Origin of the sequence: Rhodococcus sp. KRD197, assembly GCF_017168235.1 — a bacterium.
Taxonomy (GTDB): Bacteria; Actinomycetota; Actinomycetes; order Mycobacteriales; family Mycobacteriaceae; genus Rhodococcoides.
In genome coordinates this window covers 1-25596 of sequence record NZ_JABFAO010000010.1, presented here as the reverse complement: position 1 = coordinate 25596, position 25596 = coordinate 1, and the positions used below count along the sequence as shown (strand labels likewise).

Annotated in this window: 24 protein-coding genes; 16 read left to right on the top strand and 8 right to left on the bottom strand. The window is 63.8% G+C overall.

Features of this window, described 5'->3' with window-relative positions; genetic code table 11:
- Nucleotides 1–99 precede the first annotated feature (99 nt).
- The 13 genes from J1M86_RS14985 (at nucleotide 100) to J1M86_RS14925 (ending at nucleotide 12995) form a co-directional block, all read left to right on the top strand.
- Complete coding sequence (locus tag J1M86_RS14985; RefSeq protein WP_075837883.1) at nucleotides 100–1155, top strand: hydrogenase expression protein HypE; 1056 nt, start codon at nucleotides 100–102, stop codon at nucleotides 1153–1155.
- Between the two features lie 50 nt (nucleotides 1156–1205).
- Nucleotides 1206–3020, top strand: coding sequence for a nickel-dependent hydrogenase large subunit (locus tag J1M86_RS14980; RefSeq protein WP_206510492.1), 1815 nt, complete (start codon nucleotides 1206–1208; stop codon nucleotides 3018–3020).
- A complete protein-coding gene (locus J1M86_RS14975) occupies nucleotides 3013–3888 on the top strand; it encodes a NifU family protein (RefSeq protein WP_307786649.1) in 876 nt (291 codons plus the stop codon). The genes J1M86_RS14980 and J1M86_RS14975 overlap by 8 nt, the downstream gene beginning before the upstream one ends.
- On the top strand, nucleotides 3885–4529 hold the full coding sequence (locus J1M86_RS14970; RefSeq protein ID WP_206510491.1) for a DUF5947 family protein: 645 nt from the start codon (nucleotides 3885–3887) through the stop codon (nucleotides 4527–4529). The genes J1M86_RS14975 and J1M86_RS14970 overlap by 4 nt, the downstream gene beginning before the upstream one ends.
- Nucleotides 4526–5170, top strand: a complete 645-nt coding sequence (locus tag J1M86_RS14965; protein WP_206510490.1) for a DUF6084 family protein — start codon at nucleotides 4526–4528, stop codon at nucleotides 5168–5170. The genes J1M86_RS14970 and J1M86_RS14965 overlap by 4 nt, the downstream gene beginning before the upstream one ends.
- The gene (locus J1M86_RS14960; protein ID WP_206510489.1) at nucleotides 5167–6558 is read left to right on the top strand and encodes a hypothetical protein; all 1392 of its coding nucleotides are present in this window, start codon (nucleotides 5167–5169) and stop codon (nucleotides 6556–6558) included. Before J1M86_RS14965 ends, J1M86_RS14960 begins: the two co-directional genes overlap by 4 nt.
- A 124-nt stretch (nucleotides 6559–6682) precedes the next feature.
- Complete coding sequence (locus J1M86_RS14955) at nucleotides 6683–7192, top strand: hydrogenase maturation protease (protein ID WP_206510488.1); 510 nt, start codon at nucleotides 6683–6685, stop codon at nucleotides 7190–7192.
- Nucleotides 7165–7419 (top strand): HypC/HybG/HupF family hydrogenase formation chaperone, encoded by a 255-nt coding sequence (locus J1M86_RS14950; protein ID WP_206510487.1) that lies wholly within the window; start codon nucleotides 7165–7167, stop codon nucleotides 7417–7419. The genes J1M86_RS14955 and J1M86_RS14950 overlap by 28 nt, the downstream gene beginning before the upstream one ends.
- The gene (gene hypF / locus J1M86_RS14945) at nucleotides 7416–9677 is read left to right on the top strand and encodes a carbamoyltransferase HypF (RefSeq protein WP_206510486.1); all 2262 of its coding nucleotides are present in this window, start codon (nucleotides 7416–7418) and stop codon (nucleotides 9675–9677) included. The genes J1M86_RS14950 and hypF overlap by 4 nt, the downstream gene beginning before the upstream one ends.
- 19 nt (nucleotides 9678–9696) lie before the next feature.
- On the top strand, nucleotides 9697–9996 hold the full coding sequence (locus J1M86_RS14940; RefSeq protein WP_075837798.1) for a HypC/HybG/HupF family hydrogenase formation chaperone: 300 nt from the start codon (nucleotides 9697–9699) through the stop codon (nucleotides 9994–9996).
- Nucleotides 9997–11109 carry a hydrogenase formation protein HypD gene (gene hypD / locus J1M86_RS14935; RefSeq protein WP_206510485.1) on the top strand — a complete coding sequence of 371 codons (1113 nt, stop codon included), beginning with the start codon at nucleotides 9997–9999 and terminating at the stop codon, nucleotides 11107–11109.
- Nucleotides 11102–12157, top strand: coding sequence for a hydrogenase expression/formation protein HypE (gene hypE / locus J1M86_RS14930; protein ID WP_206510484.1), 1056 nt, complete (start codon nucleotides 11102–11104; stop codon nucleotides 12155–12157). Before hypD ends, hypE begins: the two co-directional genes overlap by 8 nt.
- Nucleotides 12158–12170: 13 nt before the next feature.
- A complete protein-coding gene (locus J1M86_RS14925) occupies nucleotides 12171–12995 on the top strand; it encodes a DUF6390 family protein (protein WP_206510483.1) in 825 nt (274 codons plus the stop codon).
- On the opposite strand, the gene J1M86_RS14920 is transcribed toward J1M86_RS14925, so the two are convergent.
- From J1M86_RS14920 to J1M86_RS14900, 5 genes are read right to left on the bottom strand one after another with little or no spacing between them, the layout of a single operon-like run.
- Nucleotides 12937–14037, bottom strand: coding sequence for an ABC transporter ATP-binding protein (locus J1M86_RS14920; protein ID WP_075837801.1), 1101 nt, complete (start codon nucleotides 14035–14037; stop codon nucleotides 12937–12939). The genes J1M86_RS14925 and J1M86_RS14920 overlap by 59 nt on opposite strands.
- 14 nt (nucleotides 14038–14051) lie before the next feature.
- Nucleotides 14052–14891: a carbohydrate ABC transporter permease gene (locus J1M86_RS14915; protein ID WP_075837802.1), complete on the bottom strand. Its 840-nt coding sequence runs from the start codon at nucleotides 14889–14891 to the stop codon at nucleotides 14052–14054.
- Nucleotides 14891–15841, bottom strand: coding sequence for a carbohydrate ABC transporter permease (locus J1M86_RS14910; protein WP_206510482.1), 951 nt, complete (start codon nucleotides 15839–15841; stop codon nucleotides 14891–14893). Before J1M86_RS14910 ends, J1M86_RS14915 begins: the two co-directional genes overlap by 1 nt.
- Nucleotides 15838–17190, bottom strand: a complete 1353-nt coding sequence (locus J1M86_RS14905) for a sugar ABC transporter substrate-binding protein (RefSeq protein ID WP_075837803.1) — start codon at nucleotides 17188–17190, stop codon at nucleotides 15838–15840. Before J1M86_RS14905 ends, J1M86_RS14910 begins: the two co-directional genes overlap by 4 nt.
- Nucleotides 17187–18308 carry a sugar-binding transcriptional regulator gene (locus J1M86_RS14900; RefSeq protein WP_241260128.1) on the bottom strand — a complete coding sequence of 374 codons (1122 nt, stop codon included), beginning with the start codon at nucleotides 18306–18308 and terminating at the stop codon, nucleotides 17187–17189. Before J1M86_RS14900 ends, J1M86_RS14905 begins: the two co-directional genes overlap by 4 nt.
- Nucleotides 18309–18423: 115 nt before the next feature.
- On the opposite strand from J1M86_RS14900, the gene J1M86_RS14895 reads away from it, so the two are divergent.
- Nucleotides 18424–19440: an NAD(P)-dependent alcohol dehydrogenase gene (locus tag J1M86_RS14895; RefSeq protein ID WP_206510592.1), complete on the top strand. Its 1017-nt coding sequence runs from the start codon at nucleotides 18424–18426 to the stop codon at nucleotides 19438–19440.
- The gene (locus J1M86_RS14890; RefSeq protein ID WP_206510481.1) at nucleotides 19437–20924 is read left to right on the top strand and encodes a mannitol dehydrogenase family protein; all 1488 of its coding nucleotides are present in this window, start codon (nucleotides 19437–19439) and stop codon (nucleotides 20922–20924) included. The genes J1M86_RS14895 and J1M86_RS14890 overlap by 4 nt, the downstream gene beginning before the upstream one ends.
- A gap of 37 nt (nucleotides 20925–20961) precedes the next feature.
- Here the strand turns inward: J1M86_RS14890 and J1M86_RS14885 are convergent, their stop codons facing one another.
- Genes J1M86_RS14885 through J1M86_RS14875 form a run of 3 tightly spaced genes read right to left on the bottom strand, consistent with a single transcriptional unit; the run spans nucleotide 20962 to nucleotide 24573 of the window.
- A complete protein-coding gene (locus J1M86_RS14885) occupies nucleotides 20962–21867 on the bottom strand; it encodes a 5-dehydro-4-deoxyglucarate dehydratase (RefSeq protein WP_206510480.1) in 906 nt (301 codons plus the stop codon).
- A 5-nt stretch (nucleotides 21868–21872) separates the two neighbouring features.
- On the bottom strand, nucleotides 21873–23471 hold the full coding sequence (locus tag J1M86_RS14880) for an aldehyde dehydrogenase (NADP(+)) (RefSeq protein WP_206510479.1): 1599 nt from the start codon (nucleotides 23469–23471) through the stop codon (nucleotides 21873–21875).
- A gap of 16 nt (nucleotides 23472–23487) precedes the next feature.
- Complete coding sequence (locus tag J1M86_RS14875) at nucleotides 23488–24573, bottom strand: ABC transporter ATP-binding protein (protein ID WP_206510478.1); 1086 nt, start codon at nucleotides 24571–24573, stop codon at nucleotides 23488–23490.
- Between the two features lie 148 nt (nucleotides 24574–24721).
- Between J1M86_RS14875 and J1M86_RS14870 the strand changes: the two genes are divergently transcribed.
- Nucleotides 24722–25531 carry an NAD(P)-dependent oxidoreductase gene (locus J1M86_RS14870; RefSeq protein ID WP_206510477.1) on the top strand — a complete coding sequence of 270 codons (810 nt, stop codon included), beginning with the start codon at nucleotides 24722–24724 and terminating at the stop codon, nucleotides 25529–25531.
- The last annotated feature ends 65 nt before the right edge of the window (nucleotides 25532–25596 follow it).

Here is a 25596-nt window from a genome sequence, read left to right as displayed (position 1 = left end):
CAGCCACGAGTAGACAGTGACTTACATCACACAAGTAAGCCGAGAGTCGACTCCAGTGATGGAGGGGTGGCCAGAGCGCTGCCCCGGAGAGCGGACAGCATGCCAACCCAGGCAGCAGTCGACGCCGAACAGGCACTGATCCATGTGCTGTGGATCAATGCCGGACTGAGCTGCGATGGAGATTCGGTGGCCTTGACTGCAGCCACCCAGCCCAGTATCGAAGAGATCGCTTTGGGCGCCTTACCAGGACTTCCGCAAGTGGCAGTGCACTGGCCGCTGATCGATTTCGAGTGCGGTCCCGTCGGCGGTGCCGATGACTTTCTCGAGTGGTTCTGGAAAGCCGACCGTGGCGAACTCGAACCGTTCGTACTGGTGGTCGAAGGATCGATCCCCAACGAGGCGCTCCACGAGGAAGGCTACTGGTCCGGCTTCGGCAGCAACCCCGAGACCGGGCAGCCGGTGACCACGAGCGAATGGCTCGACCGGCTCGCGCCCAAGGCAACGGCAATCGTCGCCGTCGGAACCTGCGCCACCTATGGCGGAATCCACGCGATGGCCGGCAATCCGACCGGCGCGATGGGTGTGCCGGACTACCTCGGCTGGGACTGGAAGTCGAAGGCCGGGATTCCGATCGTGTGCGTTCCAGGCTGCCCCATACAGCCGGACAATCTGTCGGAGACATTGACCTATCTGCTCTACATGGCCACCGATCAGGCACCGATGATCCCACTGGACGAGGCGTTGCGCCCCACGTGGCTTTTCGGACAGACAGTGCACGAGGGGTGTGACCGGGCCGGGTACTACGAGCAGGGTGATTTCACGACCGAGTACGGGTCACCGAAATGCATCGTCAAACTCGGCTGCTGGGGTCCAGTCGTCAAATGCAATGTCCCCAAACGTGGCTGGATGAACGGAATCGGTGGGTGCCCCAACGTCGGCGGCATCTGCATCGGGTGCACCATGCCTGGGTTCCCCGACAAATTCATGCCCTTCATGGACGAGCCGCCGGGCGGCAAACTGTCCACGGCAGCATCGGGCGTCTACGGCTCGGTGGTCAAGAGCCTGCGCAATATCACTGGCAAGACAGTCGACCACGAGCCCAAGTGGCGTCACCCGGGCACGAAGCTCGAGACCGGAGCCACCCGCACCTGGTAGTCGGTGCACCCTGACAACTTCACGAGACAACCTCACGAGAGGCATCTTCGATGACAGCCACCATGCCCACTCCGTCCCACAAGGCCGGCGGCAAAGACGGGGCGACCGACAGTGACGGCCTGGTGGAGATGGCGTGGGACCCCATCACCAGGATCGTCGGCAGCCTCGGTATCTACACCAAGATCGACTTCAAGAACAAGGAAGTGGTCGAGTGCAAGAGCACGTCGTCCATATTCCGCGGCTATTCGATCTTCATGAAAGGCAAGGATCCGCGCGACGCGCACTTCATCACCAGTCGAATATGCGGCATCTGCGGCGACAACCATGCCACGTGCTCGTGCTACACCCAGAACATGGCGTATGGCGTCAAACCCCCACACCTGGGCGAATGGATCGTCAACCTCGGCGAAGCTGCCGAGTACATGTTCGATCACAACATCTTTCAAGAAAACCTCGTCGGCGTCGACTACTGCGAGAGGATGGTGTCGGAGACCAATCCCGGTGTGCTCGCCAAGGCCGAGAACACGCGCGCACCACACGAGGGCGAACACGGCTACCGCACCATTGCCGACATCATGCGCTCCCTCAATCCCTTCACCGGCGAGTTCTACCGCGAAGCCCTGATGGTATCCCGGTCGACGCGAGAGATGTTCTGTCTCATGGAAGGTCGGCATGTTCACCCGTCGACACTGTATCCAGGCGGGGTCGGAACCGTCGCAACGATTCAGTTGATGACTGACTACATGACGCGCCTCATGCGCTATATCGAGTTCATGAAGAAGGTCGTCCCCATGCACGACGACCTGTTCGACTTCTTCTACGAGGCACTGCCGGGCTACGACAAGGTCGGCCTGCGGCGCACCCTGCTCGGATGCTGGGGTTCGTTCCAGGATCCCGACGTCTGCAACTTCGCCTACAAGGACATGACCGAGTGGGGCCGCAAGATGTTCGTGACGCCGGGTGTCGTCGTCGACGGCAAGCTCGTCACAACCGATCTGGTCGACATCAATCTCGGCATCCGAATTCTCCTCGGCTCTTCGTATTACGACGATTGGACCGACCAGGAAACGTTCGTGAAAACGGACCCTCTCGGCAATCCGGTCGACCGTCGTCACCCGTGGAATCAGCACACGAACCCCAAGCCGCAGAAGCGAGACCTCGACGACAAGTACAGCTGGGTGATGTCGCCGCGCTGGTACGACGGAAAGGACTACCTCTCGCTCGATACCGGTGGCGGACCACTCGCCCGCCTGTGGTCCACAGCGCTGGCCGGCCTGGTCGACATCGGCTACGTGAAATCGACGGGCCACAGCGTCCAGATCAACCTGCCGAAGACGGCCCTGAAGGGGCCGGTCAGCTTCGAGTGGACCATCCCGGAACACGGAAGCAATACTCTCGAACGCAACCGGGCGCGCACCTACTTCCAGGCCTACGCGGCTGCAGCGGCCCTTCATTTCGCCGAGAAAGCGCTCGTCGAAATCAGGGCCGGACGCACCAAGACGTGGGAACCGTTCGAAGTTCCCGACGAAGGAATCGGCTGCGGCTTCACCGAAGCTGTCCGCGGAGTGTTGTCGCACCACATGGTGATTCGAGACGGCAAGATCGCAAACTACCATCCTTATCCGCCTACTCCGTGGAATGCCAATCCACGCGACAGCTATGGCACCCCAGGCCCATACGAAGATGCAGTACAAGGTCAGCCGATCTTCGAAGAGAACGATCGGGACCACTTCAAGGGCATCGACATCATGCGTACCGTCCGCAGTTTCGATCCGTGCCTCCCATGCGGAGTGCACATGTATCTCGGTGACGGCAAGACCATCGAGAAACTCCATTCACCGACACAGTCGGTGACCGGTGAGTGAAGACACGTGGCGTAACGCGGGACAGCGCATCGATACCCTGGTGGACTCGCTCTCCACCGGCGGCGCCGTTGCCCGGCAACGGGCCGAACAGCTCGTGCGCGAGATCGTCGATCTCTACGGCGAAGGGCTGGCCCGGATTCTGTCCATGTCCGACGCAGCCACGACCGACCGCTTGGTGCACGACGACCTGATAGCCAGTCTCCTGCTCGTCCACGACCTCCATCCCGACGACGTCGACACCCGAATCCGGACGGCGCTGGACGGAGTGCGGCCCTACCTCGGTTCCCACGGCGGGGACGTGGAGCTCATCGGCGTGCAGGATGGCGTCGTCACACTTCGCTTGCTGGGCAGCTGCAAGACCTGCCCGTCCTCGTCCGTGACGCTCGAGCTCGCCGTCACCGACGCCGTACAGGCCGCAGCTCCGGAGACGACGTCGATTCAGGTGAACACCTCCGAGGCCGACGACACATCCGGGCTGATCTCCGTCGACTCCCTCATGGCCAAGATCCACCCGCCTGGGGCGCATACCTGGATCTCCGTCCCCGATCTCGAGCGACTGGGCGACGGGGACATCGGGGGCTTTCTCGTCGCAGACCTTGCTGTGCTGGCCTGCCGTATCGGAAATACCTTGTACGCCTACCGGGATCGCTGCGCGAGCTGCACCGGGTCGATGGCCGGGGCCAGATTGGGCCGCGTGGCCGGTAGCTCGCGCGTCGCGTTGTCCTGCCCCCTGTGCAACACGCACTACGACGTCCGCGCTGCAGGCGCTGCCCTCGACGCGGAGAATCTCCATCTGGATCCGCTGCCGGTGCTACTGCGCGACGGAGTCGTGTCGATAGCTACCCCGATGGGGTCGGTGCCGTCGTGAATGCGGGCCCGCTGTCCTCGCTTGCGCGCATCACCCGATCCAGGCCACCGCCGTCGGTGACGGAGAGCTGCGACATGTGCGCCGAGACCATCTCCGACGAGCACCAGCACGTGGTGAATGTCGAGGCCCGCCAACTGATGTGTGTCTGCCGCGGCTGCTACCTGCTGTTCACCGACTCGTCCGCGCGGCTACGGTTTCGAGCCGTCCCTGATCGATACATCTACTTCTCGGACTTCGAACTGGGACCGGGAGTATGGGATCAGCTGGAGATTCCAGTAGGTCTCGCATTCTTCTTCCACAACTCCTCGCTCGGACGCACCACCGCGTTCTATCCGGGCCCTGCTGGTGCGACCGAATCAGAACTGCCACTCGACGCCTGGAACGACGTCCTGGCCACGAATCCCGATCTCGGCATTGCGCAGAGCGACGTCGAGGCACTCCTGATCCGTATCCCGCACGGCGGACCCGGTGGACCCACCGTGACGACAACCTCGTGTCACTTGGTGCCGATCGACGCGTGCTACGAGCTCGTCGGAAGGATGCGAATGCTGTGGCGCGGCTTCGACGGAGGTCAGGACGCGCACCGCGAAATGCAACAGTTTTTCGACGCCGTCGATCAGCGCAGTAGGGCACCGTCATGACCGACCTGTCCTTCGAGTTGCTGAATATCGCCCCCGAGCCGTACGCAGTGGTGCCCAACCTGCTTGCGCGGGTGCGAATCACCGAATCCTCGGGTGTCCCCATCCACGCGCTCGCGCTACGCGCACAGGTCCGGATAGAGCCCCAGCGGCGGCGATACAGCGACGCCGAGGCAGCCGCCATGGCGGACCTGTTCGGCACCCGAGACAGATGGGCGTCGACGCTCAAATCCTTCCTCTGGATGCAGACCAGCACCACGGTCCAAGGATTCACCAGCACCTGCGAAACCGATATTGCACTCCCCTGTACCTACGACTTCGATGTCACGGCGTCGAAGTACCTGCATGCGCTACAGGACAACAAGACGATCCCGATCGCCGCGCTCTTCAGCGGCACAGTCTTCACCAACGGAAATTCGGGTCGTTTCGGCGTCGAGCAGATCCCCTGGGATCGCGAATGTTCCTACGAGATGCCCGTACAAGTCTGGAAGGATCTTGTTCGGCTGCACTATCCGAATACCGGCTGGGTTCGACTCGACCACGACACGCTTGCCGCTCTTGCGCGTTTCAAATCCGATCGAGGACTGATCGGATTCGACGAGGCGGTCACCGATCTCCTCGCCGGCGCCGAGGTGACGCCATGAGTTTCGACTCGGTACGCGAGGTGGCCGACGCAGTGCTGTACGAGGGATATCTGCTGTACCCGTATCGCGCGAGTTCACTGAAGAATCGGTCGCGATGGCAGTTCGGTGTACTCGGCCCGAGCGGCGCTGCAGCCGCCGGACTGGGTGAGGCATCCGCGATGTCGACCCAGTGCATCCTGCGGGGGACCGCCGATGCTGCCGTGACCGTCGCGCTGCGCTTCCTCCAGCTGCAGGACCGTCGCGTCGAGCGCTTCACGAACGGTGAGTACGCCGCGACAGCGGAGTTGATCGTCGACGGGACTCGGTGGCTCAGCTGGGAGGAGGCCGTCGAAGGGGACGTCGATCTGGGACCGATTCCGCTGGGGGATTTCATCTCGGGGCGCCGGATACCGGTCACCGTCGACGGCGGCGCCGAAATCGAGGAGCTGGGACAGTCCTTGGGGCGTGTCATCCGGACGCGCTACCCGCTCGTCGCCGAGATCAAGTTGTCCGCAACGCAGACGGGTCGCTACACCAAGATCGGAATCGACGTCTGCAATACCCACGCGCCGGTAACGGACCGAGACGAGGCCACTCGAGTGTCGTTCATCGGTGCCCACCTCATCCTGCAGAGCGACACGGCCGAATTCGTTTCACTTCTCGAACCTGAAGACGAGGCTGTCGACCTGGCGGCGACCTGTACCCAGAGTCGGTGCTTTCCGGTGCTGGCCGGCTCACCGGGAAGCGTCGACACGGTACTGGCATCCCCGATCATTCTGTACGACTATCCGGAGATCGCGGCGCAGAGTGACGGTGCCTTGTTCGACTCCACCGAGATCGACGAAATCCTCACTCTGCGAGTGATGACGATGACCGATGAGGAGAAAGCCCAAGCCCGCGCTACCGATCCTCGCGCGGCAGAGATCATCGACCGCTGTGACGGCATGTCGGAGGAGAGCATGCAGCAGTTGCACGGTCTACTTCGCCTCCCGCACGGCGCCGGCCTCGAAACCGAAGGCCCGGGGTTGATTCCGGACGTGCCCGAGGGCATCGACTGGTGGACTCCCGAGGCCGACACCAGCGTGGCGCCGGAATCGGATGGTGTTCTGATACAGGGCGTTCGAGTCGCGAAGGGCAGCATGGTCCGAGTCCACCCCTCCCGCCGAGCCGACGCACAGGATCTGTTCTTCGACGGCCGCACCGCCCGAGTCGCGACGGTGCACGCCGACGTCGACGGGGAGACGCACGTCGGGATAGTGCTGCTCGACGACCCAGCGGCCGAACTTCACGACTGGTACGGCCGCTACCTGTACTTCGCGCCGGACGAGCTCGAGCCCCTAGATCGTTCGGCAGCGCTCGATCGTTCGGCAGCGCTCGAAGTACCTACGCGAGAGGAGAAACAGCCATGAATGTTCTCGGCTACATCACGACGGCCGCGCTCGGCATCGTCGTGGCAGCAGCCGTAGTCGTCGGGGCGAAGTCCGTTCCCGACATCAAGCGGTATCTGCGTATGCGAAGGATGTAGGACGGGTGATGACGCCACGGATCTTGATCGCGGGTATCGGCAACCTTTTCCTCGGCGACGACGGCTTCGGGCCGGAGGTGTCGAGGCGGATACCTGTCGGCGATCTACCGTCCGGCACAAGATCCGTCGACTACGGTATTCGAGGTCTCCACCTCGCCTACGACCTCCTGGATCAGCCCGATGCCCTGGTTCTGATCGACGCCGTGCCCGACCGAGGTGAACCGGGGCGCCTCCGTGTCTTCGAGGTGAGCAAAGAGGATCTGCGCGGCGTCGATTTCGATCCGCACGGGATGGATCCCGGCGCGGTCCTGTCGAGCCTCGGGTCGATCGGCTCGACGTTGCCACCGACAACGGTCGTGGTGGGGTGCCAGGTCGAGAGTGTGGAGGAGGGCATCGGTCTGTCGAAGCCTGTCGCGGACGCGGTGGACGAGGCGGTGGCGCTGGTGTTGTCGCTCGTTGCGGATTTCACAGAAGGCGGGAGGGCGGCGCCATGTGTCTCGGTATCCCCGGTCGAGTGATCTCGATGCTCGAGGGCTACGGAGATCAGCTCGCGCTGGTCGACGTTGTCGGTGAGCATCGCAAGGTGAATGTCGGGATGATGCCCGAGGTGACGTTCACCGCTGGCGACTGGGTGATCATTCACATGGGATTCGTGGTGGAGAAGACAGATGCCGCGGGCGCCGAGGCGGCGATGGCCGGGCTGGAACTCATGGGTCGTGGCCGCGAAGACGGCGGTGACCGATGAACACCCGTCGGCGAATCACGGTCGGTGGAGTCGTCCAGGGCGTCGGGTTCCGGCCGTTCGTGTACGCCACTGCCTCGGAGCTCTCGCTTGCCGGTTCGGTCGGCAACACGGGCTCCGGTGTCGTCATCGAACTCGAGGGCCCCACCTCGGCGCTCGCTCGGTTCGAACGGCGACTCCGCGAGGACCCGCCACCGCACGCCGTCGTCGATTCCGTCGAGGTCACCGAGATTCCGACTCGCGGCGGAAGTGGATTTCGAATCGACGCAACCTCGGCCCACGGTGAGGGTCGTACCTTCGCCTCGCCCGATCTGGGGATGTGCGAGGACTGCGTCGCCGAGTTCCGCGACCCGTCGAATCGCCGTTTCCGACATCCTTTCATCACGTGCACCAACTGTGGGCCGCGGTTCACGATCATCCGTGCACTGCCGTACGACCGCGACGCCACCACCATGTCGACGTTCCCGATGTGCGCAGCCTGCGCGAGGGAATACGCCGACCCTGCTGACCGAAGATTCCATGCGCAGACCATCGCGTGTTGGGACTGTGGACCGATCCTGTCGTACGTCGGTGTAGAGCAAACAAGTTCGGGCGAGGCCGCGGTGGAGGACGCTCGTCGGCAGCTTCTCGACGGAATGATACTTGCAGTCAAAGGTATCGGCGGCTTCCACCTCGCGTGCGATGCGTCGAACGAGGTGGCCGTGCGGAGGCTTCGGGACCGAAAGCGCCGCGGCGACAAACCATTTGCCGTGATGGTCGCGAACGTGGACCAAGCGAGAGAGCTCGCCGAACTCGATCCGTGCGAGGCGCATCTCCTGTCCGGGGCGCAGAATCCGATTGTGTTGCTGGGGAGGCATTCCCATGACACCTTGGCAGCCTCGGTGGCGCCGCGAAACCGGGACCTCGGTGTCATGCTCGCTTACACTCCACTCCACCACCTGCTGCTGGAGGGGTTCGGACCGCTGGTGATGACCTCGGGAAACCTCGGCGGTGAACCCATCGCCTTCCGGAACGACGACGCCCGCACCCGGCTTGCGCATATCGCCGACGGATGGCTCGAACACGACCGAGACATCATCGTACCCTGCGACGACTCCGTGGTTCGTGTCGTTGCAGGCGTGGAACGGCCGGTCCGGCGCTCGCGCGGCTATGCTCCGATGCCGTTGGCCCTCCCGTTCCCAGTATCACCGGTGCTGGCGGTGGGAGGCGATCTCAAGAACACCTGTGGGGTCGCCGACGGCCGATACGCCTGGCTGGGCCAGCATGTGGGCGACATGGACGACCTGGCGACACTGCGGGCATTCTCGGCGAGCGTGTCGCATCTTCAGCGGCTGACACACGTGAAGCCGGAACAGTTGGTGGCCGATGCGCACCCGGGCTATCGCTCCTCGGCATGGGCGCGGGAGCACGCCGGAGACAGACCGGTCCGCACGGTCTCACACCACCATGCACACGTTGCTGCCGTCATGGGTGAGCACGGAATCCCCAGCGACACAGAGGTCCTCGGCCTCGCATTCGACGGTACCGGATACGGCACCGACGGCGCCGTATGGGGTGGCGAAGTTCTGATTGCCGACTACAAGGGTTTCAGGCGTCCGGCCCACCTGAAGTACGTCCCCCTTGCCGGCGGCGACGCCGCCGTACACCGGCCGTATCGAATGGCACTGTCGCACCTGCACGCCGCCGGTGTGTCTTGGGACCCTCGACTCGACTGCGTTCAGGCCTGTCCCGAGCAGGAAGGACGGGTTCTGCGGCACCAACTCGAGACCGGATTCGGGTGCGTACCGACGTCGAGCATGGGCAGGTTGTTCGACGCGATCGCCGCCATCGCCGGAGTACGGCAGACCGTCGACTACGAGGCGCAGGCAGCTATCGAACTCGAAGCTCTGGCCCGCGATATCGACAGCGATGCTTATGCTTTCGGATTCCGAGACGATGAGGACGGCATGTTGGTCGACGCCGGGCCTGTCGTCGCCGCGGCGGTCTCCGACGCGTTGACAGGAAGGCCGCCAGGCGTGATCGGTGCCCGCTTCCACAATGCGGTGATCGCTCTGGTGGTCGATATCGCGGAGTATTTCCGCGCGCGAGCGGGCGATATGCCGGTCGTCGTCACCGGCGGCGTGTTTCAGAACCCGACCCTGCTCTCCGGATCGATGCGGAGCTTGGAAGCCAGAGGATTTCGGGTGCTCACACCGCGACTTCTACCGGCGAACGACGGCGGGCTCGCCTTCGGACAACTACTCGTCGGGAGTGCGTCATGACAGCAGAAGGAGAGAGCCGATGTGCCTAGCCGTTCCAGGAAGGATCGTCAGCATGGAAGAGCGTGACGGCGCGTCGATGGCAGAGGTGGACTTCGGCGGCCTCCGCAAGGAGGTGTGCTTGCACTACATACCCGATGCTGCTGTCGGTGAATACGTGGTCGTTCACGTCGGTTTCGCCATTCAGCGACTCGACGAGGAATCGGCGTTACGCACCCTCGCGGAGTTCGAACGCATGAACATTCTCGACGAGGAGTTCGGCGACGGGTTCGCCCGCGCTGCACAGCAGGCCGGCGTCCAACAGTCGAACGAGGTGGGTTGAATGAAGTATCTCGACGAGTTCAGCAATCCCGAGTTGGCCAGGCGCCTGCTCGACCAGATCCACGCCGCCACTACCCGGCCGTGGGCGATCATGGAAGTCTGTGGAGGGCAAACACATTCGATCATCCGGCACGGCATCGATCAACTACTGCCGAGTCGGATCGAGATGATCCACGGGCCAGGTTGCCCGGTGTGCGTCACCCCTCTCGAGATCATCGACAAAGCACTGGCAATCGCGGCCGAGCCCGGTGTCATCTTCTGCTCGTTCGGGGACATGCTGCGCGTGCCTGGAAGCGCGAAAGATCTGTTCCACATCAAGAGCGAGGGCGGCGACATTCGCGTCGTCTACTCCCCGCTCGACGCGCTGGCCATTGCCAAGGCCAATCCCGACCGGCAGGTGGTGTTCTTCGGTATCGGGTTCGAGACGACGGCGCCGGCCAATGCCATGACAGTCTTTCAAGCCAAGCGCCAGGGAATCGACAACTTTTCCTTGCTCGTCTCTCATGTACTCGTGCCACCTGCCATCGCCGCGATCATGGAGTCACCGACATGTCGAGTGCAGGCCTTCCTCGCCGCCGGCCATGTGTGCAGCGTGATGGGTACCGGCGAGTATCCCGCTCTGGCAGAGAAGTATGCGGTGCCGATGGTCGTCACCGGGTTCGAGCCGCTCGATATTCTGGAGGGGATACGCCGCACCGTTCTGCAACTCGAATCCGGACGGCACGAGCTCGAGAATGCCTACACCCGGGCCGTGACGACCGAAGGCAACGTGCCGGCCCAGCAGATGCTCGCCGATGTCTTCGAGGTCACCGACCGGACGTGGCGCGGAATCGGAATGATCCCGCAGAGCGGCTGGCGGCTTTCTCCCGCGTACCACGACTACGACGCGGAGGCACGGTTCGATGTGGCAGCCATTCGGACGGCCGAGTCGTCGATCTGCCGCTCCGGGGAAGTACTCCAGGGGTTGATCAAGCCGAACGAGTGCGCGGCATTCGGCAAGGAGTGCACGCCGCGGAACCCGTTGGGAGCGACGATGGTGTCCTCGGAAGGAGCCTGCGCCGCGTACTACCTGTACCGGAGGTTGGAACAACCTGCAGAGGTGAGCCATGTCTGAGTTGGACATCGAATCCTGGACGTGTCCAGCGCCGTTGCGGGATTCACCCAATATCGTGATGGGGCACGGCGGTGGCGGAGCTCTGTCCGCCGAATTGATCGAGCACCTGTTCCTGCCCGCGTTCGGGTCCGCTGCAGTGGCAGGTCTCGGTGATTCGGCCGTCGTGACGCTCGCCGGGGCCCGTCTGGCGTTCTCGACCGATTCCTACGTCGTCAAGCCCATGTTCTTCCCCGGCGGGACCATCGGTGATCTCGCCGTCAACGGAACGGTCAACGATCTCGCGATGTCCGGGGCCCGGCCGATGGTGCTCTCGACTGCGTTCATTCTGGAGGAGGGCACACCACTGACCGAGATCAGGAGGGTTGCCCAGTCCATGGGAACCGCAGCGTTGGCCGCTGGGGTCACCCTCGTCACCGGTGACACCAAGGTGGTCGACTCCGGCCACGGTGACGGTGTCTTCGTCAACACCGCCGGTATCGGGGTGATCGACGACGGCGTCGACATCGCGCCCGAGAACGCGACAGCGGGTGACGTCGTGATCGTCAGCGGAGACATCGGCGTCCACGGCATCGCGGTGATGAGCTGCCGCGAAGGGCTCGAGTTCGGCACCGAAGTATCCTCGGACAGTGCACCGTTGAACGGACTGGTCGCTGCCATGCTCGCCAGCGGAGGAAAAATCCACACGCTGCGGGACCCCACCAGAGGTGGCGTATCCGCCACCCTGAACGAGATCGCCAAAGCTGCACATGTGGGTGTATCGATCGACGAGCGTTCCCTCCCGATCCCCGACGCGGTCCGCGATGCATGTGGAGTGCTGGGCCTGGATGCGCTGTTCGTCGCCAACGAGGGCAAGCTCATCGCCTTCGTTCCGGCCGAGGATGCCGATCGGATCCTGAATGCGATGCGCGCGCACCCACTCGGCACCGGTGCCACCGCCATCGGGCGTTGTGTCACCGAGCATCCGGGGATGGTGGTGGCGCAGACGGCCTTCGGGGCTACCCGTGTCGTGGATCTACCTCTGGGTGAACAACTTCCGAGGATCTGCTGATGAGGTCTGGAGAATGAGCGAATCGGGCAGTCGTGGAGCCCGATTGTTCGGCCGATATGCATTTCCGCCCAACGAGCTGGGCTACTGCGGTCCACCGGGGTCGGAGGAGCTACTTGCCGAGCTCGATTCGGGCGAAGGCGGCATCGATCTGGTGAGTCGAGCACGTGCGTTCGACGGGGCGTGGCCGTATCTCGAGGCGTTGGCCGAATGCGGCAATATCGCCGACCCCCTCGACGATGCCGTGGTGCGGGCATATTGGGTGGGGTCGGGGCTGACTGATGCCGTGGACCCGGCACGTTTGCTCGCCCGGGTCCAGTACGCTTTCGCCGGACAGCCAGGCGGTGTTGTGCACGACATCGTCGGCGATTCGAATTGCTTGGCTCACCACAGCTTTCATGTGTTCGCCGTGTATCCATGGTTGAAATTGGTGCCGAGGGCCGGTCCGCAGGCACTGTCGGTGTTGCAGCAGTGCCGAATCCGCTGGGGGACGGTGGTGCAGCTCGATCGTGAGCAGGCCGTGGTTCGATCGCGACCGCTGGTGTTCGACGGCTCGGTTCTCTCGCTCGGGACAGAGGCGCTCGAGACGGTTCGTTGGAGCGCCGACGGCCGAGCGCTCGTCGACCGGCCGTCGGAAGGCGATCTTGTATCGATGCATTGGGATTGGATGTGTGACCGACTGACCGCCCCGGACGTCGATGCGCTCGATCGGTGCACCGATCGAGCGCTGACGCTCGCCAATCGCTATCTGAAGTCAGATGGCGATGACGGACCAGTAGCGCCTAGATCCGATCCCCGGACTCCGGGTGGAACAGGTGCACCGGCCCGTCGAGCTTGGTGAGGCTGATGCTCTCCCCGATTTTCGCGGGAGCGCGGACTGCCGAACGGGCGACAAGAGCGACCGGTCCACCGTCGAGCCCCTTGACCTTCGGGTCGTCGAGGTGGGCGTACACGTAGGACTCACTGCCGAGTTCCTCGATGAGGTCGACCTGCGCTGCGAAGCCCGCGCCGTGCTCGATGCCCAACTGCTCGGGGCGCAGTCCGATGGTGACGGTGTCGAGGCCCGCACTCGCCAGCTTGGTCATGGCTTCGCGTTCGAGCGGCAGCAACGAGTCGCCGATCTGCACCCCGCCCGACGCGATCGGGACCGTCATCAGGTTCATCGCGGGAGAGCCGATGAAGCCCGCGACGAATGCGTTGACGGGGTTGTCGTACAGCTCGGTCGGGCTGGCGAACTGCTGCAACTTGCCGCCGCGCAGCACTGCAACGCGGTCACCCATGGTCATGGCCTCGACCTGATCGTGCGTGACGTACACGGTGGTGGTGCCGAGCCGACGCTGTAGTGCCGCGATCTGCGTGCGGGTCTGCACGCGCAGCTTGGCGTCGAGATTCGACAGGGGCTCATCCATGCAGAACACCTGCGGCTCGCGCACGATCGCACGGCCCATCGCGACGCGCTGCCGCTGACCACCGGACAGCTTGCCGGGCTTGCGGTCGAGAAACTCGGTCAAGTCGAGAATCTCCGCTGCCTGCGCGACTTTCTTCTTCCGCTCCTCGGTGGAGACCCCGCGCATCTTGAGGGCGAATCCCATGTTCTCCCCGACGGTCTTGTTCGGGTAGAGCGCGTAGTTCTGAAACACCATCGCGATGTCTCGGTCTTTCGACGGGACTCCGACCATGTTCTTGCCACCGATCTCGATGGCACCGCCGTCGATGTCCTCGAGGCCGGCGAGCATGCGTAGCGCGGTGGACTTGCCGGAGCCCGAGGGCCCGACGAGAACTACGAATTCACCGTCCTGGATGTCGAGGTCGAGCGAGTCGACGGCCAGCTTGTCGGCGCCCTCGTAGACGCACGATGCCTTCTTGTAAGTGATTGCAGCCATTGCGATTCTCCTGATTACTTGATGGCACCGAAGGACAGTCCGCGCACGAGCTTGTTCTGCGCGATCCAGCCGGCCAGGACGACGGGGAGTGCTGCGAGCGTCGCAGCGGCGGACAGACGGGCCCAGTACAGGCCTTCACCGGTGATGAATCCGACGAGTGCCACCGGAATCGTCTGTGCTTGAACGGCGGTGAGGTTGACCGCGAAGAAGAACTCGTTCCACGAGAAGATGGTGCAAATCAGCGCGGTCGCTGCGATACCTGGTGAGACCAGCGGAAGTATCACCTCGCGCACCGAAGTCCACAGCGATGCACCGTCCATGCTGGCAGCTTCGAGTAGCTCGCTGGGGACTTCGAGGAAGAACGATCGCATCATCCACACTGCGATGGGCAGGTTCATCGCCGTGTACAGCACGATGAGGGCCCAGATGTTGTCGAGCAGGCCGATGTCGCCGACGATGACGTACAGCGGGACGATCACGGCGACCACCGGGAGCATCTTGGTGGAGATGAAGAAGAACAGCACGTCCTTCGTCTTCTTCACCGGGCGAAGCGAGAGCGCGAACGCAGCCGGAATTCCCAGCAGCAGAACGAGGATGGTCGAGACGATCGTCGCGAACGCCGAGTTCATCAATGCCGTACCGATACCGCTGGAGAGGACCGCGCGGTACTGATCGAGCGTCGGGGTGAACAACAGCTTCGGTGGATCGGAGTAGGCGTCGGCCTCTTGCTTGAATCCGGTGAGGACCATCCACAGCACCGGGAAGAAGAACCCGAGCCCGAGGATCCAGGCCAGCACCGTCCAGATGGTGCCTGTGCCGAACTTTTTCTTCTTGTGCATAACCGGGGTACTCATCAGGCTGCCTCCTCGTTCCCGCTGAAGCTCTTGAAGATCAATCGGAGCGCGAGCGTGCTGACGAGGATCGTTGCGATCACGGTCACCACACCCATCGCGGCGGCCTGACCGATATCGAAGCCGAGGAACGCGCGCTGGTAGATGTAGAAGGGAAGGTTGGCACTCGCCACGCCCGGTCCGCCGGAGGTCATCATGTAGACGGCATCGAAGGTGTTGACGAGGTAGATCGCACCGAGCACGGCCCCGAGTTCGATGAATCGACGCAGGTGCGGGAGCGTCAGTTCACGGAAAAGCGAGAAGGCACTGGCACCGTCGACACGAGCCGCTTCGGCGATGTCCTTGGGCATCGATTGCAGCCCGGCGAGGATCAGCAGCATCATGAACGGCGTCCACTGCCAGATGAGGTTGGTCATGACGGCAGCGAGCGGAAAGCGTGAGACCCAGTCGATCTGCTCGACACCGAACGGGCTGAGCACGAAATTGATCAGGCCGAAGACCGGATCGAACATCGCCGTCTTCCAGATCAGCGCACCCGCCACCGGAGTGACGAGGAACGGTGTGATCAGCAGTGTCCGGATGAGGCTGCGTCCGATGAACTTACGGTCGAGTAGCAGCGCCAGCATCAGGCCCAGTATCACCGAGATGATGACGGTGCCCACGATCATGATGACCGTGTTCAGTGCCACCTCACGGAACTGACTGTCCCGGAAGACGTCCACGTAGTTGTTGAGCCAGTTGAACTCTTGCGATCCCGGGCGTACGAGGTTCCAGGACTGTGTCGAGTAGTAGAGCGTGAAGAGAAACGGAATCTGTGTGACGAGAATGAGAAAGATCAACGCCGGAAGCAGCGGGCCTCGCCGACGCCACCCTTCGGCTTTGGAGATCGTCCGAGATCGCGGTACGAACTCGTCGGATCCGGCGTCCGTCGACCGGACTTCTGTGGTGGTCATCCCTGGCCCTCCTGGTACGTCTTGCCGACCACTTCGGCGTATTGCTGCGCTTGCGCGAGCGCGTCCTGGACGCTGATTCGTCCTGCCACTGCTGCACTGATCTGCTGACTCACCCGCGTACCCAGGTCCTGGAACTCGGGGATCGTCAAGAACTGCACACCGGTGTACGGCACCGGGTCCACGGTCGGGTTGTTGGGATCTGCGCCCTCGATGGATTCGAGCGTGAGCGGACCGAATGCGGTTGCTGCCTCGGCGTATTCCGGTATCTCGTAGGTGGAGACCCGACTACCCGGTGGCACACGCTCCCAGCCGAGCTCGTTGCCCACCTTCTCGAGGTATTCCTTGCTGGTCATCCAGGACACGAACTTCCAGGCCTCGTCTGGATTCTCGGTCGTCTTCGGGATCCCGAGTGCCCACGAATACAGCCACCCGTTGTCGCCCTTGACCGCGCTCGGCGCCTTCGCATAGCCGATCTGGCCGACGACGTTGCTGGCGCTGGGATCCTCGAGAACCGAGACCGCCGAGGTGGCGTCGTACCACATCGCGGTGTTGCCCTGCGAGAGCTGCGTCGCGCATTCGCTGAAGCCACTGGTCGCGGCTCCCGGCTGGCCGTGTTCGCGCACGGTGTCGACGTAGAACTGCACGGCCTCCTGCACCTGGGGGCTGTCGAGCTGGGCGTTCCAGTCCTCGTCGTACCACCGGCCGCCGAAAGCGTTGATGACGGTGTTCAGTGGCGCGAGAACTTCACCCCAGCCTGGCTTTCCGCGAAGACAAATGCCAGAAACATCGGGGCTGTCTAGTGTCGCCGCGGCATCAGCGACCTCCTCCCAAGTCGGCTCCTCGGGCATCTCGATGCCTGCCGCCTCCATGAGGTCCTTGCGGTACATCAGGAACGAGGACTCACCGTAGAACGGCACCGCATACATGCTGCCCTCGTATGACAGCGAATCCTTGAGCGTCGGAATGAAGTCGTCCTCGTCGTAACCGGGTGTGGCGTCAGCGTACTCGGACAGGTTGGTGAGCCAACCGTTCTCGGCCCACTGCGGTGTCTCGAAGTTGCTGATCATGACGACGTCGAACTCGCCGCCGCCGGTCGCAACCGAGGCGGTGATCTTCGCGCGGGCCTCGTTCTCCGAGAGCGAGACGAACTTCAGATTGATGCCAGGGTTGTCGGCCTCGAACGACGGCGCGAGCGAAATGGCATCGGCCATCTGCGAGTTCGACACGATGGCCACGGTGATCGTGGTGCCGTCACCACCGCCTCCGAACGATCCCGCTCCCGCGCAACCGGACAGCACCAAAGTCGTCGCGAGCGAGGCCGCGACAGCTACTTTCGGTAATTTGCTCACTTGAATTGCTCTCCATTCTGGGTCGTTCCTGCGGGCTCCACTCCCGGCCCCTTCTGGGTCGTTCCTGCGGGCTCCACTCCCGGCCCCTTCTGGGTCGTTCCTGCGGGCTCCACTCCCGGCCCCTTCTGCGCCGTCAACCAACGCGCGCTTTCGATATCGGTGACCAGAACGGAGGCGAACCCACCGCGCAGCGCACCGAGCATGGCCTGATGTTTCTTGCGGCCACCGGAGATCAGGATGGCTCCCGCGCAGGCGCGAATGGCATCGAGTTCGACCGACACCGTCCGAGACGGAAGGGAGCCGGCGGTGGGCGTGCCGTCGATCGAGAAGAACCTGCCGCCGATCTCACCCACGGCACCGAGATGGTGCAGCTCCTCGAGGACATCGGTGTCGATGAAGCTGCCTTCGAACAAGGTGGTGGAGGTGGAAACGGGACCGAGGCCGTAGATCATGACATCGGCCTCGGTCCCGGCTTTGAGGGCGCGTGAAATCACCGAATCCTGATGCAGGGCAGTCACCGTGGCTGGATCGGCGTACAGGGGCGCGTTGAGTCGGACCGGCCTCGCCTGCAGGTATTCAGCGCACCGCCCGAGTGTGTATTCGACGCCGGTCTGGTAGTTGGCGGAGCTCATCGAGCCGTCGAGCTGAACAACCTGCGCGCATTTCGCCCCGCGTGTTTTCAGCGAATGGGCGACGGCCACCGTTTCGGGACCCCAGGTGAAACCGAGGGTGTCGGTGGCGTCGAGCCTGCGGGTCAGCATCGCGGCTGCGGCACGACCGAGCGAGCCATATCCGGTGTCGGTTCCGTCGACGACGTCCGGGACGACGAACACCTCGGTGAGGCCGAACAGCTTCTCGAGTTCCTGCTCGATGTCGGCGTGCACGGTGCCCTGAACCTCGTCGGGGACGTTGATCTCGATGGAGACCAGCCCCAGTGCACGCGCCTTGGCAATCAGGCGTCCCGCCGTCGGACGCGAGACTCCGAGCTTGGCAGCGATGTGGGCCTGCGTTGCGCCCTCGAGGTGGTACATCGAGGCCGCTCTGAGCGCGAGCCGCAGGTCGTCGGTTGTTTTCGACGATCGCTGCGAGCCCGGAAGCTCTGGAACCGCTGCAGACAATGCCACTCCTCAGTTGTGAGCAGATGCTCATGCTGTGTTCTTCTGCTCAATAAGCTAGCATTCAGGTGTGATCTACACAACACACAACCCCTCGGAGTTATCGGTGCCACCGACGATGGCGGCCAGCGTCCTGAGCGGACCTAAGGAAATCCGCCTCGAAGAACGTCGGGTACCCACACCGGCCTCGGACGAGGTCCTGATTCGGGTCACAGCTGTCGGCGTATGCGGATCTGATGCTCACTATTACCGCGAAGGACGCATCGGTGATCACGTCGTCACCGGTCCGCTCGTCCTCGGACACGAGGCTGCGGGAATCGTCGTCGCGGTGGGCGCCGACGTCGACCCCGGTCGCGTCGGTCAACGCGTCTCGATCGAGCCTCAGCGTCCGGACCCCACCAGCGCACAGTCCCGGGCCGGCCGATACAACCTGTGCCCGGCCATGGAGTTCTTCGCTACACCCCCGATCGACGGTGCGCTGGCCGAGTACGTCGTCATCCAATCCATCTTCGCGCACTCGGTTCCCGACGAGATCTCCGACGAGGCGGCCGCGTTGTTCGAGCCGCTCTCGGTGGGGATCGCCTCCGCTCAGAAGGCTCGGATCACCCCCGGGTCGAGTGTGCTCATCGCTGGGGCAGGCCCGGTCGGCCTGGTCACCGCTCAGGTCGCGCGCGCATTCGGTGCGACGGAGGTGATAGTCAGTGACATCGACGGGTCCCGACGCGCCAACGCCTCGACGTTCGGCGCGACGCGCGTCGTCGATCCGGCCGTCGAGGACATCCGGGCTCTCGACGTCGATGCCTTCATCGACGCGTCCGGGGCGCCGCGGGCCGTCGTCGACGGCATCCACGCCGTCCGCCCCGCCGGTACCGTGGTCCTCGTCGGCATGGGCGCCTCCGACTATCCGCTGCCGATCTCGGTGATCCAGAACCGCGAACTGATCGTCACGGGTGTGTTCCGATATGCCAACACGTGGCCGATCGCGCGCGAACTTGTGCTGGCCGGTCTCGTCGACCTCGACGCCATGGTCACCGCGCGGTTCGATCTGGCCCACGTCGAGGACGCGTTGAACGCCGACAGAACGCCGGGCAGCATCAAAGCTGTTGTCACACTGCCGAAGGAGACCAACGCATGAAGTTGAACTCGCACACCCTCGACGATTTCATCGAGGACGTGGCGGTCCCCACCTACGATCGCTCCGAGGTGAAGGTGGGCATCGTGCACTTCGGTGTCGGCGGGTTCCACCGTGCCCACCAGGCGATGTACGTGGATCGTCTACTGCAACAGGGTGAGGCGATGGACTGGGGCATCTGCGGTGTCGGGGTTCTGCCCGGGGATCGAAAGATGAAGGATGTCATGGACGCCCAGGACTGCCTTTTCACCCTGGCCCTCAAGCATTCCGACGGCACCTGGGACACCGGGGTGATCGGCTCGATCGTCGAGTATCTGTTCGCGCCGGACGACGCCGAGGCTGTCATCGAGAAGATGGCCGCCGAGACCACGAGGATCGTCTCGCTCACCATCACCGAGGGCGGCTACAACTTCTCGGCCACGACAGGCGAGTTCGACGCCGAAAACCCCTCCGTCGTCGCCGATCTCGAAGCCGGGGCGGTTCCGACCACCACGTTCGGGCTGGTGACTGCGGCGTTGGCGCGGCGTCGGGAACGTGGCCTGAAGCCGTTCACCATCATGTCGTGCGACAACATCGAGGGCAACGGCCACATCGCGCAGTCGACGTTCACCGCCTTTGCACAGCTGAAGGATCCGTCGCTGGCCGAGTGGATCACAGCCGAGGGCGCATTCCCCAACTCGATGGTCGACCGCATCACCCCGGTGACCACACCCGAGGTGATGCGGGAGCTGAAAGACCGCTACGCGATCGACGACCAGTGGCCCGTCGCCGGTGAGCCGTTCACGCAGTGGGTGCTCGAGGACGCCTTCACTCTGGGTCGCCCACAGTTGGAGCACGTCGGGGTGCAGGTGGTCGAGGACGTCACGCCGTACGAGCTGATGAAGCTTCGACTGCTCAACGCCAGCCATCAGGCTCTGTGCTACTTCGGCTACCTCAGTGGTTACCACCTGGTGCACGAGGTGGCGCAGGATCGCTCGTTCGCGCAGTTCTTGTTGGCGTACATGGACAACGAGGCGACCCCGACGCTGCAGGCCGTGCCGGGAATCGACCTGGACGAGTACAAGAGGACGCTGATCGAACGCTTCTCCAATCCCGAGATTCGCGATACGGTCGCGCGGCTCTGCGCGGAATCCTCCGACCGAATCCCGAAGTGGCTGCTGCCCGTCATCCGCAGCAATCTCGAAACCGGCGGGGACATAGCGCTATCCACCGCCGTCGTCGCCAGTTGGGCACGCTACGCCGAAGGAGTCGACGAGCAGGGCGAGCCGATCGAGATCGTCGACCAGTTGAAAGACACCCTCGTCCCGCTGGCGCGGAAGCAGCACGAGGACCCGACGGCGTTCATCGCAAACCGATCGGTCTTCGGCGACCTCGTCGACAACGAAAGATTCGTCGCCGAGTACACCAAGCAGCTGAAGTCTCTGCACGACAACGGCGCCCGGTCGACGTTGGAGGCGCTGCTCGCGCATGTGAGCGGAAATACATAGCAGGCTATGTATTTCCACTCACATGCGGCGGAGCCGCCTACTGTGCCAGCACTTTCCGGCCCGCAGCGATGATCTGCTCCAGCTCGAACCTGTGCGCATCCGAGACATCGACGAGCGGCGCTCGGACCGAGCCGGCATCGATGCCGCCGAAGGTCACGCCGGCCTTGACCAGCGCGATGGCATAGCCGGGAGTGGTGTCTCGCAACCGTACGAGCGGGTGGAAGAACTCACGGTTGAGAGCGTCGACGAGTTCGATCTGCCCTTCCTCGAGTGCCGAGTAGTAGGCAAGTGAAATGTCCGGCGCAAAGGCGAAAGCCGCCGAGGAGTACAGGGTGACACCGATACTTCGGAATGCCTGCTGGGACACCTCTGCCGTCGGCAACCCGTTGAAGAACTGGAACTCTTTGTCGCCGAGCGCATCGCGCAAGGTGCGAACGATGCGAGAGGTCAGATCCAGATCACCGACGCCGTCCTTGAAGCCGACCACCTTGGGTAGCTTGGCGACGGCAAGTGCACTGCGCTCGGTGAACTGCCCGTTCGCTCGGTGGTAGACGATAACGGGAAGTTCGCTGGCATCGGAGACCTGACGGACGTATTCGACGAGGCCCTCGGGGGGTGCTCCGACGAGATAGGGCGGAAGCAGCAGGATCCCCTCCGCGCCGACCTCCGCAGCGGTGGCCACGAGCTGGCGGGCGATGGGTAGCGCACCGCCGGCTCCCGCATATACGGGGACGCGTCCGGCCGTGACGTTCACCGTGGTCTCCACCACGATGCGGAACTCCTCGGGTGAGAGTGCATGGAACTCACCGGTTCCGCACGCGGCGAAGACTCCACCGGGGCCGGCTGCGACGCCTACCTCGATGTGGTCGGTGAGCGCTTGCACGTCGACGTTACCGTCTGCGTCGAAGGGGGTGACGGGGAAGAAGAGAACTCCATCGAGCATGATCTTTACTCCTGTGTCAGGCTGCCGTCGACGCGGCGCCAGATGTTGTCGGGGTTGCCGTCGGCGATCGCAGACGGGAGTAGGTCGGCCGGTACGTCCTGGTAGCTGACGGGTCGGAGGAAGCGGTCGATGGCGAGGCTGCCCACCGACGTGGTTCGAGAATCACTGGTCGCGGGGAACGGGCCGCCGTGAACCATGGCGTGGCCGACCTCCACCCCGGTTGGCCAGCCATTGAACAGAATGCGGCCGACTTTGCGCTCGAGTGTCGTGACGAGCTTCCTCGCGTCCGCATGATCGACCGGGGCGGCGTGCACCGTCGCAGTGAGCTGTCCCTCCAGGCTGTTCACGGCGAGGTGGAGTTGGTCGAGGTCGGCGCACCGCACCACCAACGATGTCGCGCCGAACACCTCGGCATGGAGTGCGGGTTCGGCCAGAAAGTTCTCGGCGTCGGTGACGAGAAGTTCCGGTAGTCCCTGATACACCGAGGACCCGGGCCGACCGGCGGCGACGGAGTCGACATCGGCATGTTCGCGCAGCGCGCGTTGACCCGAGGCGTAGGCCTCGGCGATACCGGGGGTGAGCATCGCGGCGCCGGTGGCGGCGCCCACCGCAGCCGCAGCCGAGTTCAAGAATTCCCCGAGTTCGGCGCCGACGACGGCGAACACCAGACCGGGGTTGGTGCAGAACTGGCCGGCACCCATCGTCAACGATTGAACGAAGCTCGTTCCCAGCGTGGCGGCGGACTCCCTGAGCGCACCCGGAAGCAGTACCACCGGGTTGATGCTGCTCATCTCGGCATACACCGGGATAGGCACCTCTCGCTCGGCAGCGGCACGCGTCAAAGCCAGGCCGCCGCCGCGTGATCCGGTGAATCCGACGGCCGCGACGGCCGGGTCGGTGACGAGCTCGACGCCGATCGTCTGACCTTTGCCGAAGAGCATGGAGAACGTGCCCTCGGGGAGTCCGTGCTCTGCCACGGCTGTCGAGATCGCTCGTGCGACGAGTTCCGATGTACCGGGATGGGCGTCGTGCGCTTTGACGATGACGGGGCATCCAGCTGCCAGCGCGGACGCGGTGTCGCCTCCCGCAACAGAGAAGGCAAGAGGGAAGTTGCTGGCAGCGAAGACGACGACCGGTCCGAGCGGCACCATGCGCAGGCGAATATCACTGCGGGGCACTGGCTCGCGATCGGGTACCGCCGGATCGATCCGTGCGCCGTTCCAGCTTCCTTCACGCAGGACGGCGGCGAACAGGCGCAGCTGTCCCACGGTGCGTCCGCGCTCGCCGAGCAATCGCGCACGCGGCAGACCGCTTTCGGCCGCTGCACGGTCGATCAGTTCGTCGCCGAGGCCGATGATGTTCTCGGCGATCGTGTCGAGGAACTGTGCGCGCCCCTGCGAGGTGGTCTGCCGGTAGGTGTCGAATGCGTCGTTCGCGATTCTGGTTGCGTCTCGAACGTCCTGCGTTCTCGCGTGGTGAAACGTCGGCTCGAGGGTGGATCCGGTGTTTGGGTCGATCGCGACGATCGGTGCGCCTGCGCCGGTGCGGGGAATGCCGCCGACCAGGAAGTCTCCGGTGAGCGAGGTATGTGTTGCGGTGGTCATGAGTTGCCTTTCAGTGCTAGTCGACGAGCCGTTCACCGGTGACGGTCGAGAACAGGTGGGTGCGCTCGGCCGCGTAGGACAGGGTGATCACCTCGCCGCGACGAGGAGGGATGCGCCCGTCCGCGCGTACGACGATGGGCTGCTTCTTGCCGTTGACATCGGCCTGGCCGTAGACGTAGGCGTCGGCACCGAGTTCCTCGATGACGTCGATGGTCACCTCGAGACCTCTGTGACTGCCGGTGGTGATCTCGAGGTCCTCGGGACGTACCCCGAGCGTCACTGTGCTCTCGCCGATGCCGGCGACCGATGCGCGCGGCACGGGCACGATCTCGCCGCCGAAGCTGACGCCACCGTCGACGAGTGGTAGTTCGAGCAGGTTCATCGCAGGCGATCCGATGAAGCCGGCGACGAACACGTTGTCGGGATGCTCGTACATGCGGCGGGGTGTGTCGCACTGCTGCAACACACCGTCTTTCAGCACCGCGACGCGGTCACCCATCGTCATCGCTTCGACCTGATCGTGGGTGACGTAGACGGTGGTCGTCCCCAGCCGGCGTTGCAGTGCGGAGATCTGCGCGCGCGTCTGCACTCGCAGTTTGGCGTCCAGGTTGGACAACGGTTCGTCCATGAGGAAGACCTGGGGTTTGCGTACGATCGCGCGGCCCATTGCGACGCGCTGCCGCTGCCCACCCGAGAGCGCCTTGGGTTTGCGGTCGAGGTAGTCGGTGAGGTCGAGGATCTTCGCCGCGTCCTGCACGCGTCGTTTGATCTCGGACTTGTCCTCGCCGGCGATTCGAAGTCCGAAGCCCATGTTCTCCCCGACGGTCATGTGGGGGTAGAGGGCGTAGTTCTGGAAGACCATCGCGATGTCGCGGTCCTTCGGTTCGAACTCGGTGACGTCCTTGCCGCCGATCGTGATGGAGCCGCGGTCGACGTCTTCGAGCCCGGCGAGCATGCGCAGCGATGTGGATTTTCCGCATCCGGAGGGACCGACGAGTACGAGGAACTCGCCGTCCTCGATGGAGAGGTCGAGTTGGTCGACGGCGGCCTTGTCGCCGCCCGGGAAGAGTTTCGTGACGTTCTCGAAAGCAACTGTTGCCATGATGGGTGGGTGCTCCTTCACCGGCAGGAACGTGCCGGACGATCCGAGTGGAGTTCACATACGTGAATGTTAGTCAAGATGGTGACTTCGTTTCGAAGTATGTACTACCGTGATGCAGAGCACAAGCTTCCGAGAGAAACGAGAGACGATGACACGACTGCTGATCACCGGCGCCGCCGGCAACATGGGCGCGATGTTGCGCCCGCTGCTGCGTCGACCGGACCGCACACTGCGACTGTTCGATATTGCCGAGATCGCTGATATCGACTCCGCCACCGAGGAATTCGTGCAGGGATCGGTCACCGACCGGGCAGCGGTCGCGGCCGCAGTCGATGGCGTCGACGCGATCCTTCACCTGGGTGGACTCAGTACCGAGGACTCGTGGGCGAACATCCTCTCGATCAATGTCGACGGCACACAGGCGATCTTCGACGCTGCGGTGGCCCACGGTGTCACCCGCGTCGTCACCGCATCGAGCAACCATGCCGTCGGATTCTGGACTCACGACGAAGCCGCCGGCCAGCGGCTCCCGGGCGACGTATCGCCACGTCCCGACGGCTTCTACGGCTGGTCGAAGGCTGCGGTCGAAGCGCTGGGCAGGATGTACCACGACCGTTTCGGCATCGACGTGGTCAATCTGCGCATCGGGTCGAGCTTCGAGAAGCCGCCCAACTACCGAGGGCTCGCAAGCTGGATGTCGCCGGCCGACACTGCACGCCTCGTCGAAGCGTCGCTGTCCGACAACGCCAAGGGGTTTCACACGGTCTGGGGCATCTCGAAGAACACCAGAGCCTGGTGGTCCGGCGCCGAGGGCGCGGCGATCGGCTACCGCCCCATGGACGATGCCGAACAGTTCGCGGAAGAATTTCTGGCCGAGCACGAATGGACGTTCGACGACCCGATCCTGCAGCGGGTAGGCGGGGCGTTCTGCGATCATCCGCTGGGCAAACGCATGTGAGATGCACCTTCGCCCCGTGCATGCAGGGGCACGCACGGGGCATCAGGGGCGCAAGGGGTCAGGGG